Annotated in this window: 11 protein-coding genes; 6 read left to right on the top strand and 5 right to left on the bottom strand. The window is 49.4% G+C overall.

Annotated features, from left to right (window positions below):
• The first annotated feature begins 2 nt into the window (after positions 1-2).
• Positions 3-1,319 carry a pilus assembly protein TadG gene (locus VPR01S_RS07460; protein ID WP_174377437.1) on the top strand — a complete coding sequence of 439 codons (1,317 nt, stop codon included), beginning with the start codon at positions 3-5 and terminating at the stop codon, positions 1,317-1,319.
• A 1-nt stretch (position 1,320) separates the two neighbouring features.
• Complete coding sequence (locus tag VPR01S_RS07455) at positions 1,321-1,887, top strand: OmpA family protein (protein ID WP_021704695.1); 567 nt, start codon at positions 1,321-1,323, stop codon at positions 1,885-1,887.
• 128 nt (positions 1,888-2,015) lie between these two features.
• Here VPR01S_RS07455 and VPR01S_RS07450 read toward each other — a convergent pair whose 3' ends face one another.
• Positions 2,016-3,443: a methyl-accepting chemotaxis protein gene (locus VPR01S_RS07450; RefSeq protein WP_021704694.1), complete on the bottom strand. Its 1,428-nt coding sequence runs from the start codon at positions 3,441-3,443 to the stop codon at positions 2,016-2,018.
• A gap of 208 nt (positions 3,444-3,651) precedes the next feature.
• Positions 3,652-4,857, bottom strand: coding sequence for a tyrosine transporter TyrP (gene tyrP, locus VPR01S_RS07445; RefSeq protein WP_040902439.1), 1,206 nt, complete (start codon positions 4,855-4,857; stop codon positions 3,652-3,654).
• A gap of 541 nt (positions 4,858-5,398) precedes the next feature.
• Between tyrP and VPR01S_RS07440 the strand changes: the two genes are divergently transcribed.
• Positions 5,399-5,980 (top strand): acyl carrier protein phosphodiesterase, encoded by a 582-nt coding sequence (locus VPR01S_RS07440; protein WP_021704691.1) that lies wholly within the window; start codon positions 5,399-5,401, stop codon positions 5,978-5,980.
• A gap of 37 nt (positions 5,981-6,017) precedes the next feature.
• Positions 6,018-7,283 carry a DEAD/DEAH box helicase gene (locus VPR01S_RS07435; protein WP_021704690.1) on the top strand — a complete coding sequence of 422 codons (1,266 nt, stop codon included), beginning with the start codon at positions 6,018-6,020 and terminating at the stop codon, positions 7,281-7,283.
• An 84-nt stretch (positions 7,284-7,367) separates the two neighbouring features.
• Here the strand turns inward: VPR01S_RS07435 and bamJ are convergent, their stop codons facing one another.
• Both bamJ and VPR01S_RS07425 read right to left on the bottom strand, forming a co-directional pair.
• Positions 7,368-7,841: a BamJ family beta-barrel-assembly machinery protein gene (gene bamJ, locus VPR01S_RS07430; protein ID WP_021704689.1), complete on the bottom strand. Its 474-nt coding sequence runs from the start codon at positions 7,839-7,841 to the stop codon at positions 7,368-7,370.
• A 17-nt stretch (positions 7,842-7,858) separates the two neighbouring features.
• Positions 7,859-8,488: a thiol:disulfide interchange protein DsbA/DsbL gene (locus VPR01S_RS07425; protein ID WP_021704688.1), complete on the bottom strand. Its 630-nt coding sequence runs from the start codon at positions 8,486-8,488 to the stop codon at positions 7,859-7,861.
• 207 nt (positions 8,489-8,695) lie between these two features.
• Here VPR01S_RS07425 and VPR01S_RS07420 point away from each other — a divergent pair, with 207 nt between their 5' ends.
• On the top strand, positions 8,696-9,337 hold the full coding sequence (locus tag VPR01S_RS07420) for an OmpA family protein (protein WP_021704687.1): 642 nt from the start codon (positions 8,696-8,698) through the stop codon (positions 9,335-9,337).
• A gap of 180 nt (positions 9,338-9,517) precedes the next feature.
• Entirely contained in the window at positions 9,518-11,080 is a 1,563-nt protein-coding gene (locus tag VPR01S_RS07415; protein WP_040902403.1) for a methyl-accepting chemotaxis protein, read from the top strand.
• 424 nt (positions 11,081-11,504) lie between these two features.
• Here the strand turns inward: VPR01S_RS07415 and VPR01S_RS07410 are convergent.
• A partial coding sequence (locus VPR01S_RS07410; RefSeq protein ID WP_021704685.1) for a transketolase-like TK C-terminal-containing protein occupies positions 11,505-11,966 on the bottom strand: 462 nt, incomplete at its 5' end.

The following is an 11,966-nucleotide window of genomic DNA, read 5'->3' as shown; positions in this document are numbered from 1 at the left end:
ACGTGAGATCGATGAAAAAGAACCGTGGCGTCGCTGGTATTCTGTTTATTGGCTTGTTGCCGATGATGGTGATTTTTATGGCCTTTTCGATGCAAATGTCTCAACAGATGCTGGCGCATGCACGAGTGCTCGAGGCTGCGGAAGTCGCCAGTCTGGCACTGATCGCCAGCCCAAAGGAAGACGACGACAAGAACGTCATTTATGCGCGTCAACTGGTCGACCGTTATGTGCTCGATAACATCGATGATGTTGACGTGAAAGTGTACAACCGGCAGTGTTTGTACAAAGACGGTTGCGTTCAGGCCAGTGGTGAAGTTGCCCCTTTTACCGATTTTGTGGTGACGGCCAAAGCCAAGTTTCAGTCCTGGATCAGCTACGAGGACATGAATCTGAAACCTGAGTTCGAAGCCTCGGGTTCGTCGGTGACGCGAAAGTATCTGCCGCAGCCAGTTGATGTCTATTTCATTGGTGACTTCAGTGGTTCGATGACGTATGCCTGGCAGGGCGGTAAAAACAAGCTACAAGTGGTGAAAGAGACCATCCGCCGTGTGGTACGCGATATCGAAGATTTTAAAACGGAGCAAAAAAGCCGTGTCGCACTGCTGGGCTACAACTGGCATCACGTGACACAGACGGATGAGGTGGTCAGAATCGATTATCGCGGCTATCGCTACACTTGGCCAAAGAAGTACGCGTATGAATTTAAGCGCTCGTCGGCGTCGGCGACGGTGAATGAGATGTTCAATACGCCCAAGCCTTACAGTGAAATCCGTCCGGCAACCAGCAATATGTCAAGCTATCAGCGCGGGCAAATCGTAAACCAGAACCAAAGGTTCGCCAAAGATTACCCCTTTTACGATATTCCGTTGACGGAAGATTACGATGAGTTCATCCGTTTGTTGGATAGCAGCGACTTGCGGGCTTACGGGGGTACATCGTCCTGGAATGGCATCATCGCAGCGGCGCAGGAAGCCAATCGTGCCACCAATCTGAACCCGGAACAGGTGTTTATCGTGCTGTCGGACGGGGCTGACAACGATGCCAACTACTTGCAGTCTTTGGTGAATCAGGGGTTGTGTAAGAAGTTGCGCTCCACCATCAGCGCCAAGAAAAACCGTTTCCAGAGTAATAACCCGAGTGAGAACGAGAAAACCAAAGTTACCATGGGGGTGATTGGTATCAACTACAGCGTATCGGCCAAAGATGGCTTCGGTGATTGTTTTGGACGCAACAATATCTATCACGCCAAAGATGGCGAAGACGTTTACAAATATATTCTCAATCTGATCAATGAAGAAACAGGAAGACTTAAGGATTAACATGAAATACCCGCTCATCATCACCACTTTATTATTGTCACCATTCGGGTATGCCAATTGTCTCGGTGGGGTTAATGAATACGTGACCTCTACTCAACTGGTGTCTTCCCACACGCTTACCACGCAGGTGAAAGGCAAATTGGTTCAACACGACTCTACGCGTCCCGAACAAGTGTTGAACTCGTCGTCTGAGGTGGTGAAAGTGGCACGTCCGGACGAGGTTTGCTTTTATGATCAAGCGACTCAGTCGTTGGTTTTGAACTATGCACACGACAAATATCAGCTGACCGCTGCGCACAAAAATGTGCTGGAGAAGTATCTTGAACTGGTGAACGGTAAAGCGCAGATATTTATTGAAGGGCATGCCGACAGTATCGGTCCTAAGACGTATAACAAAGCTCTGTCAGCGCGTCGCGCCAAGCAGGTGGCGAACTACTTAAAACATAATCTCAAACAGGGTAACCGTATTGTTGAGAAAGCGTTTGGGGAGAGTGCGCCAATCTGCAATGCCAGTGAAAACCGCACGACTGGATGCAACCGCCGGGTCGTGCTTACCGTGAAGTCATGATCGGTTATTTGCTGCTTGTTGGTGTGTTTATGTTCTGGGCCGCGGCACGCAGCAGGGTCTGAATCAGATACAGATCACAAAAAGCCAGTCGGATGACTGGCTTTTTGGTTTCGACCCCGATGTTAGGATCAGGTGCGGTATCGAGCGAGTATTTCGCCCAGATTGCGTGTCGCGTTAGCCAGGTTACCGACGCCCTGAGAGGATTGCTCGGCGACTTGACGTATCACACTCGATTGCGCGCGAATGTCCGACAGTTCAGACGCAATATCGTTTGCGACCGCACTTTGCTCACCGGCTGAGGTGGAGATCTGAATACTCATGTCGTTGATGGCTCTCGCGGAGACGGCGATTTGACTGATGTCGTTGCCGATGTCTGTGACGAGATCGCTACTGGTTTGTGCCTGACTGACCGTCTGCTCGGTGATCTTAGCGATGGTCTGGCTTTCTGATTGCAGTTTTTCAATCATAGCCTGAATCTCGACCGTCGCTGATTGAGTGCGACTTGCCAGAGTACGGACTTCGTCCGCCACCACGGCGAAACCGCGGCCTTGCTCACCGGCACGTGCTGCTTCAATCGCTGCGTTCAGAGCCAGCAAGTTGGTTTGTTCTGAGATACCGTTGATGGTGGTGATAACTTCGCTGATCTGTGCGGTATTGTCGTTCAGAGTGGCAACAGAACTTGACGCCTGTTCGATAAAGTCAGACAAGCGCGCAATCTCATCAATCGCCTGATGCACTCGCTGAGAACTGTCGTTCACTTGTTTCGCGTCCATCTCTGTTTGGCCAGTTGCCTGATTGGCAATGTTCGCCACTTCTTGCGCTGACGCTGTCATCTCTTCCATGGCCGTGGCGACCGAATCTAGCGAAGCATACTGGTTGGTGATCTGAGTTTCACTTTGTTGCATGTCCTGTTCAAATGCAGCGGAAGTTTCACCCAACGTGGTTGAGTTATCTTTCACACTCACCACCAGGTCTGTCAACGTGTCCATAGCGTTATCAAGCGCGCAGCCAATAGTGCCAAACTCGTCGCGTCCCGGGTGGAAACCAAGGCGTGAGGTCAGATCTCCGTCAGCGATTTTCTGTGTGGTGCTGTACAACACCCACAGTGCGCCGCCGATAAAGGTCGCGACCCAATAGACGAAAACCGCAAAGGGGATCACCCACAAGTACGCCAGTAGAAAGGCAGATAATGCCGCGGAGCGAGCATCGCTTTCGGCATTACTCATGGATTTGGTGAGCGCGTAGACCTGGCCGGAGGCATGTCTGGCGGTCGCGGTCACGGTGCCTTGGGTATATTGGGTGTCTGCAATGGTCGTGCGTTTTTCCAGACCTGGTACTTGCAACTGATCTGGTGCGTTGGTTTGCAATAATCCCGTTAACTGATATTCAACGGCAAGCTTGGACTGATGCTCAATCGCATCAATCGTATTGAAGTAGCGACCTCCGGAAATAAAGGTAATTGTGGTAAGAAAAAGGGCAAATATGACCCACATTTTGTCGTTAATGGACATTTTTATGAACAGTCGGTCGATCGTCCTGAATTCGACTTCTCTCATAGGAACTCCGCAACAAATGATGAATGAATAGATGGTGTGATTATGACTTTCTTGTATCGACCAATATGAGCGATCCCACAGTATTATCTGAAAGATATGTTGTAAATCGTTGCAAATATGAGACGTAGATCGGGTTGATATTAGCTAGAGTGCATAAAAAAACGCCGGCATTTTTGGCCGGCGTTTTTGATGACTCAGTGATTGGGCGTTAGCCCAGAGAAGGCAGAATACCCAGCGTAATCAAGATTTGTGCGCTAACAATGGCGAAACCCGTTGCACCTGTGATAACTAGCGCCGGCTGCCCACCAAACACCTGGTATTTACTCTCAGACTGCTCATGTTGGCGAACTTTACGCACCATCAGGATGGGCAGGAAAATCGCCAGAATGGCCAGTGCGATCGCAGCGTAACCCAGCGCCATGATAAAACCTTGTGGGTAGAAGAGAGCAAATCCCAGAGGTGGCAGGAAGGTAATCAGTGATGCTGGTACACGACTTGAGCTGGTGTTGGTTTTTCGCAGAATGTCACCGAGGTATTCAAACAATCCCAGACTGACACCCAGAAAAGAAGTCAGCAAAGCCAGATCGGCGAACACGCCGACAATATTGGCCAGACTGGTGCTGTTGACGGCTTGGGCCAGGTTACCAATCAAAGCGCTAAGGGCTGAATTCTGAATCATTTGCGACTGACTGATCACACCCAAAGTGACGATTTGCCAGAAAATGTAGATAACCAACGGAATAGCAGAACCGAACAGGATCACTTTGCGCAGCGAGCGGGTGTCGCCATCCAGGTAATTAACAATCGCCGGAATGCTGCCGTGAAAGCCAAATGAGGTGAAAATCACCGGAATAGCGGCGACGATCAGACCTTGTTGCATGGGCATGCTCAGCAGGTATGACTCGGTGACATTTGGCGCCAGAAACGACAGCACCATTACCATTGCAATCAGTTTACAGGTAAACAGCACACGGTTGACTTTGTCGACCGTGCCAGTGCCGATCGTCACCACGGTTGCAACGATGATAGTGAAAACCACCGTTGCAACAGGCCCAGAAATGGTCAGGCCGGTAAATTGGCTGATACGGTCCGCAAATTGCGACCCTCCGCCGGCAATGTACGCGGCGCACAAGGCGTAAAACAGAAATAACATTGCAAAGCTCGCCAGCCATTTTCCTTTCTTGCCCAGAATCTGTTTAGCGAGCGTATGCAGCGTAGCATCATGGTCGGCATATTGATGAACCTCAAGCATCAGTAATGCGGTAAAGGCCATTAAAGCCCAAAGTACGACCATGATCATGATTGAAGTGGTAAAGCCGATACCCGCAGATGCCAGCGGAAGAGCGAGCATGCCAGCGCCTATGGTGGTACCGGCGATGATGAGTGTACTGCCGAAAATTTTTGATTGAGTCATATGTATATAATTTTGTACGTTGTTGTGATCAGATTGCAGATGTTGTGTCTGATATTTACTCAAAATTGAGTTTAATCCATTATGTATAGCAGGATTTTGCAGGTCATTATGAAATTGGTCAAGAGAAATGTACGCACTGGTTTACTCTGTGTGTAAGTTTATGTTTACAGGTTGAGTTTGGAGGCTCTGGCAATCGATTAATTGAGACAAACGTCAAATCAGATTGCAATTTTACTTTTCGCTTTCAAAAAACTGTCATATAAGAGGTATAAAAAGGAGCTGCAGAGTAGTACAACGTCTGCAGAAAACATCGAAGTAAAAAGGAGGTCCTGATGAGCGACCAATACGCTAACGATGAATGTCTGGAACTTTTAGACGCGATGGAAATAGGCTTTGACCTATCAGAATACGAAGAATCCATCGAAGAACTCGCCGAAAATCTTGTCAGATAACGGCGGCCGACATCATCAACCCGAGAGAGCCAGTGCGAACGCACTGGCTTTGTGCTTTTATATAAGTACTTCTCTTATCTCTTTACTGTATGAACTTTCTTGCGCATCTACACATCGCCGACCATTGTGACAGCAGCAAACTGGGTAATTTGCTGGGGGACTTTGTGAAAGGCGACCCAAACAAACAATACCAGCCATCGATAGCTCATGGGGTGATGCTGCATCGTTTTGTCGATTCGTACACGGACCAGCATCCATTGATGAGTGACGCGAAATCTTTGTTCGACGGCAGCGCACGTCGCTTTGCCCCTATTGCACTGGATGTCTTTTGGGATCACTGCCTGGCATCTCGCTGGGAAGAGTTTCACTCTGAGTCGTTGCGCCAATTTTGCCATAAAGCAGAGCAACAGACCCGGCGAGAGCACGTGACCAATCTGCCGCAGCGCTTTCTTATTGTGAGCCAGAACATGTGGCAAGGGCGTTGGCTTGAGTCGTACCGGGACATGGACAATATTGAGTTTGCGTTGCGACGCATGTCTGGCCGCAGCCCCCGCATGGGCCCGCTATCTGACTGCTTTGCCTATCTGGACAGGCATTATCATACCTTGCAACCGATTTTTTCTGAGCTCTATCCGGACGTATTAAACGCAGCAAAGTCCCAAGCATTCTGATAGAATCCCGCGCTTGCTCAATTGAAAGGTAATCTGCATGTCTCACCCGTTTCAACAACTTGGTCTTGGCCCTCAGCTTTGCGATACGCTGAGCGAGTTAGGTTTTAAGCAACCCACTGAGATTCAGTCTCAAGCGATACCACATGTGTTGTCTGAGCAGGATGTGTTAGCAGGGGCGCAGACAGGGACGGGGAAAACGGCGGCGTTTGGCTTGCCTTTGCTGCAACGTTTGATCGAGAGTCCAACAACCAGAGATGAACGGAGCAACGACGTGTTTGCACTGGTATTGGTGCCCACGCGTGAACTGGCTCAGCAGGTGTTCGACAACGTAACGGCATACGCGAACGGGATCGAGGTGAAAATCGTCACGGCGTATGGCGGAACCAGCATGAATGTACAGCTGAAAAATTTGCGTGGTGGTGCGGATATTCTGATCGCAACGCCAGGGCGGCTACTTGATCACATGCATTGCCGTAATGTGTCGCTACGAAACACTCAGGTTCTGGTGCTGGATGAAGCTGATCGCATGCTGGATATGGGGTTCATGCCTGATATTCAGCGCGTATTACGTCGGATGAGCGACAGCAAACAGACCTTATTGTTTTCCGCCACATTTGATAAGCGCATTAAAACGCTGGCGTACAAATTAATGGACACGCCAGTAGAAGTTCAGGTGAGTGAGCAGAACAGCACTGCAGATACCGTTAAGCAAATGGTGTATCCGGTAGACAAAAAGCGCAAAGCGGAACTGCTGGCGTACCTGATTGGCGCACGCAACTGGCAACAAGTGCTGGTGTTTACCAAGACGAAGCAGGGAAGCGATGCGTTGGCCAAAGAACTGAAACTGGACGGCATCAAAGCGGCGTCGATCAATGGTGATAAAAGCCAGGGAGCGCGTCAGAAAGCGTTGGATGACTTCAAGCAAGGGAAAGTCAGAGCACTCATTGCTACCGATGTGGCTGCGCGCGGCTTGGATATTCATCAGTTGGAGCAAGTGGTGAACTTTGATATGCCCTATAAAGCTGAAGACTATGTCCATCGTATCGGCCGAACGGGACGGGCTGGTCATCCTGGTTTTGCGGCGTCTCTGATGAGTCGCGATGAAGAATATTTGCTGGAAGCGATTGAGCGTTTGCTTGACACTCGCCTGCCACAGGAGTGGTTAGAAGGATTTGAGCCGAGCTTGTTCGAAGAAGTCGACACGGACAAGTCACCGCGCAAGAAAAGTCGCTCCGCGGAAAAACGTAAAATGAAAGCCAAGTTTAAAGTGCATGCCGGCCGCGGCAAGAAAATGACTGGTTGAGATGAACGCGCTTGCCGAGCGGTTAATTGTTGCCGTGGTTGCCACATGAAATAAAAATAGAGCCTTTCGGCTCTATTTTTCGTTTTACTCAATGTCAAGTAGTTCGACATCAAAAATGAGCGTTGCAGAAGGTGGGATCGGGCCCGTCCCCTTGGTGCCATACGCCAGAGTACTCGGAACGAAAAGACGCATTTTCTGACCCACAACCATCAGTTGCAGTCCTTCTTGCCAGCCTTTGATAACCTGGTTTAGGCCAAACGTAATTGGCTCTCCACGTTTGTATGAGCTGTCGAATACGGTGCCATCCAGCAGTTTGCCTTCATAATGCACTTTCACTCGGCTGTTCTCGCTTGGGTGCTCAGTGCCGGTTCCGTCTTCCAGAATCAGGTATTGCAGCCCGCTATCGGTGGTTTTCACACCTTCGTGTTTACTGTTGTCTGCCAGAAATGCCTGACCTTCAGCAAAATTGACGTCGGCCGCTTTGTGGTTGTTCCACATCCGATAGATAAAAAAACCAGCCAGGATAAAGACAATAATAGGAATAACAAACTTAGACATAGAAACAGGTTCCTTGTTTATTCAGGTTGTTGAGTCAGGAAATTAATGGTGTTGGCGATATCGTTGATGTCACGGTGTGCTGAGGTATTGATCAAGTACTGGCCATTGACGATGAACGTCGGCACTGCATTAATCTCGCCCTTTTTAGAGACATTTTCGGCCACTTTCATTTCACTGAACAGTAGCTTCTGCTGAGACTCATCCAGTTCGTAAGGGCTTGTCAGGTTACGCTCATGGAACACTTTCTCGATCGCAGCCTGACGTTCACTCAGTGTTGAGCCATCGCCCATTTGTACTGCCGCAAACAGCGCCTCCATCATGGTGTGATCGGGATCCTTGTGTAATTGCATCACTGCCGCATAGTACATCATAGCGCCGATTTGCGCGCTTTGGTTAAAGGTAACGTGCAATCGGCCGATTTGCTGATTGGTCAGCTTTTCCAGTTCAGGGATCATCGATTCCATTTGGCGACAGTGACCACAGTTAAGAGAAAACACCTCCGTTACCTGTGGCAACTTGTACACAGACAGGTCAGCGGGCAACTGAGAGTACTGTTTTCCCTCGATAGGTTGTGTGTCGTCACTACAACCTGCGAGCAAGATAAGCGATGAAAGCAGAGTGATGACGTAAGCGGAAAACTTTTTCATAATTCACATCGTTAGAAAATAAAAGTAGTGCGATTTTAGCGGTATGCGAGCCGGGTTAAAACCGGTAACCCGTCAGTAAAGCGCGAATTTTTGTAACCAGAGGCAATTTTTTATCCAAATTTCAGCGTATTCCATAAAACTGGCTAAAGGATTGCATACAGTAGCCGATAACTTAATCGAGTTTGATATCAGTGAACGGTATAGCCCATGAAGTATTATGTTTATCCTCTTATTTTGCTGCTGGCTGGTTGTGGCACGTTACCAGCGGAAGTGAAAAAATGGGGCTCCATGTTGGAGACGGCCCCGCAGAATGACTCTGAGCTAATGCATCCTGAATGGCGCAAACCGACGTTGACATCAGGGACGGGAAGTTACAGCGCGTATAACACTCAGCCAAGCCAGCCCCAGCCTCGCAACTATGGCAGCAACAGTTATCACGAACTACAGAATTTTCTCGCCAGCAATGGGGTAGATTACGAAGTGCTGCCGGGTGAATACATCATGGTCAAACTCAATAACACAGTGAAGTTCAATACCGGTTCTGCACGTGTGCTTCAGGAGTCAGGCAGTTGGCTCGATTTGGTAGGGCGATATCTTGCCACTCAACCTGATATTGACGTGGTGATCGATGGCCACGCAGACAGTACGGGAACGGCCAATTTTAACGATGGCCTTTCCAAACGTCGGGCGGCAGCGGTCAAAGATCGTTTAGTGCGCAACCAGGTTTCACAGACGTCGATTTTTACTCGTGGTTACGGTGAATATGTGCCAGCCTGCACTAACAAAACGTCGGCGGGTCGTTCCTGTAACCGACGGGTGGAAGTTCGCTTTATAGTGTCGAACAACTAACCTATTGATAATATAAATAAAAGCCAGCATAAAGCTGGCTTTTTTGCTTCGTGGCGCGAACTAACTCTAAAGGATGACGTGTTTCACGTTTGAGACGTTTCGATCTCGCAATACTTTGAAATAACCCTGCAACTTGTGCCAACATTCGCGTTACTCAACATAAAGATTACAATCATAAAAATGTCAGTCAATATCTCTTCATCAGGAGTGGAAGTGGCGGTCGGTGACGCTGATCAGCTGGTTTCCACCACAGACTTACAAGGTGTTATTACCTACTGTAACGAAGCCTTCTGCCGTATTGCCGGGTTCACTGAAAGTGAATTGCTGGGCCAACACCATAATATTGTCCGTCACGCCGACATGCCCAAAGCGGCGTTTGCTGACATGTGGAAGCACCTCAAAGCAGGTAACGCTTGGCGTGGAATAGTGAAAAACCGAACCAAGGGCAACGGCTACTATTGGGTAGATGCTTATGTCACCCCAATATACGAAAACGGAAAGGTATCGGGTTATCAGTCGGTTCGCGTTAAGCCAGAACGCAAGTGGGTCAATATTGCCGCAAAGGCGTATCGTAGCCTGATCGCAGCGGAAAAAGGCCAACGCCAGTTTAAGCTTAAGTTACCGGATCCGGTTCGCTACGCGATTCTATTGGGCTCGCTGACTGCGCCTTTAGTCAGCCAGATGATGGCGGTTGAGGGGGGGCTGCCGTGGTTACTCAACGCGTTGCCTTTGGGGGTGATTGCCGTGTTGTTCCGTCAGGAATTGTTTTCAACCCCTTCAAGACTGAGAGCACTGCAAAGCCGTTACGACAGCATTAGCCGTTTGATTTACTCCGGTGACGAGTTATTTTCTCCGGCCGATTACCATCTGAAGATGTCGTCAGCCCGTATGCGCACGGTGCTGGGCCGGATGACCGATTCTGCTTTGCCGCTACAATCCATGGCGGATGAACTGAGTGACACCACATCAGAAGTCTCTCAGGCACTGAATCAACAGGTCAAAGACATTCGGCAGGTACGTGATGCGACAGAAGAGATGCAAAGTTCTGCGAACACCGTTTCTGATAGCTCTCATAATGCTCATACTCTGATTGGCGAAACACTCAACAGTTGTGCGCAGGCGAAAGAGACCATCGACCTGACGCAACAAAACCTCGATCTGCTGAGTGAACAAGCTGAGAAAGCGACACAAACTACGTATCAGCTGAGTGACAAAGCGCAGAACGTCAGCCAGTTGATGGAAGAAATTGGTGGCATTGCGGAACAAACTAACCTGCTGGCGCTAAACGCGGCGATTGAAGCTGCGCGGGCGGGAGAGCAGGGAAGAGGCTTCGCAGTGGTGGCTGATGAAGTCCGTGCACTGTCGGGACGAACGCAAAATGCCACTCTCCAGATAAAAAGCAGTATCGATGAAATGCTGGCGACCATTCAGCAATGGCAAGGTGATATTCTCGCCAATAAAGAGCAGACGGATAAATGTGGCACCATCGCTGACCAGAGCTCACTGCGATTGGCGGAAGTAGAGCAGATGATGCAATCCATGAGTGACCTAATGACAGACGTCGACGCAACTGCGGCTAAACAACGCCAATTGTCAGAAGAAGTGAATCAGCATATTCACTCAATTGCGTCTGCCGCCGAGCAGAATCTGGCCGCAACCAGTCAGGTCGAACACAGCAGTCAGTCGCTGAAGTCTCATGTGGATGAATTCAGACAACTGGCGTATCGATTTGAAGAACGCTAATAAAGCTGACAATCTCCGCTCACCGGCGGGGATTGTTTTACCAGCCAATGTGCGCTGAAGTATCGCGTGTGGATGGCATGGTTCAGTAAAGCGCTTCAAACTCTGCAATGGCGCCTTTTAATAAAGTAGTTATCGAGAATGTCGTTAGGTTAATGGAAGCCATCGAATGGCAATACCGGTAACGCCTCTCTGTTTTAGACAGAGACTCCAAAAAACGAAGCCAGCGTCTATTTACCGCTGCCTGAAGGCGTTCAGAGAAAGACAAGGATCCGCTTGCGCTTTTCTTTGAATCAACGCGAGAATTTTTCTACTAAAGGTTTGCGGATACGCTGATGTCTTTCTCGGGGGAATGTGGCTGACGGTAATCTTTTATCGTACAAAAAAGCCCTGCTCAATGAGCAGGGCTTTGTTTAATTATTGACGATTATGCCAGCAGTTCTTTAGCTGTGTTCACAACGTTTTCTGTTGTGAAGCCAAACATCTTGAACAGCTCACCTGCCGGTGCAGATTCGCCGAAGCTGGTCATGCCAATGATGCGACCGTCAAAGCCTACATACTTGTACCAGAAGTCTGCGATACCCGCTTCAATAGCGATGCGTGCGGTGACGTCTGATGGCAGTACCGCTTCACGGTAAGCTGCGTCTTGTTTGTCGAAGGCATCCGTTGATGGCATGGAGACCACGCGAACTTGCTTGCCTTCGGCGCTGAGTTGCGCTGCGGCTTCGACTGCCAGTTCCACTTCCGAACCAGTCGCAATCAGAATCAGCTCAGGCTTGCCTGCGCAATCTTTCAGGATGTAGCCGCCTTTGGCGATGTTGGCCACTTGCTCAGCATCACGCGCTTGCTGCGCCAGGTTCTGACGAGAGAAGATCAGCGCAGTTGGTGC

Origin of the sequence: Vibrio proteolyticus NBRC 13287 (assembly GCF_000467125.1) — a bacterium.
GTDB classification, from domain to species: Bacteria; Pseudomonadota; Gammaproteobacteria; order Enterobacterales; family Vibrionaceae; genus Vibrio; species Vibrio proteolyticus.
This window is presented reverse-complemented; position numbering and strand designations above follow the sequence as displayed.

What these genes read in the sequence shown, in the direction of transcription:
- bamJ (WP_021704689.1), bottom strand. Translation starts at nt 7,841, where the DNA reads ATGTCTAAGTTTGTTATTCCTATTATTGTCTTTATCCTGGCTGGTTTT.
- VPR01S_RS07415 (WP_040902403.1), top strand. Translation starts at nt 9,518, where the DNA reads ATGTCAGTCAATATCTCTTCATCAGGAGTGGAAGTGGCGGTCGGTGAC.
- VPR01S_RS07440 (WP_021704691.1), top strand. Translation starts at nt 5,399, where the DNA reads ATGAACTTTCTTGCGCATCTACACATCGCCGACCATTGTGACAGCAGC.
- VPR01S_RS07455 (WP_021704695.1), top strand. Translation starts at nt 1,321, where the DNA reads ATGAAATACCCGCTCATCATCACCACTTTATTATTGTCACCATTCGGG.
- VPR01S_RS07425 (WP_021704688.1), bottom strand. Translation starts at nt 8,488, where the DNA reads ATGAAAAAGTTTTCCGCTTACGTCATCACTCTGCTTTCATCGCTTATC.
- VPR01S_RS07450 (WP_021704694.1), bottom strand. Translation starts at nt 3,443, where the DNA reads ATGAGAGAAGTCGAATTCAGGACGATCGACCGACTGTTCATAAAAATG.
- VPR01S_RS07435 (WP_021704690.1), top strand. Translation starts at nt 6,018, where the DNA reads ATGTCTCACCCGTTTCAACAACTTGGTCTTGGCCCTCAGCTTTGCGAT.
- tyrP (WP_040902439.1), bottom strand. Translation starts at nt 4,857, where the DNA reads ATGACTCAATCAAAAATTTTCGGCAGTACACTCATCATCGCCGGTACC.
- VPR01S_RS07420 (WP_021704687.1), top strand. Translation starts at nt 8,696, where the DNA reads ATGAAGTATTATGTTTATCCTCTTATTTTGCTGCTGGCTGGTTGTGGC.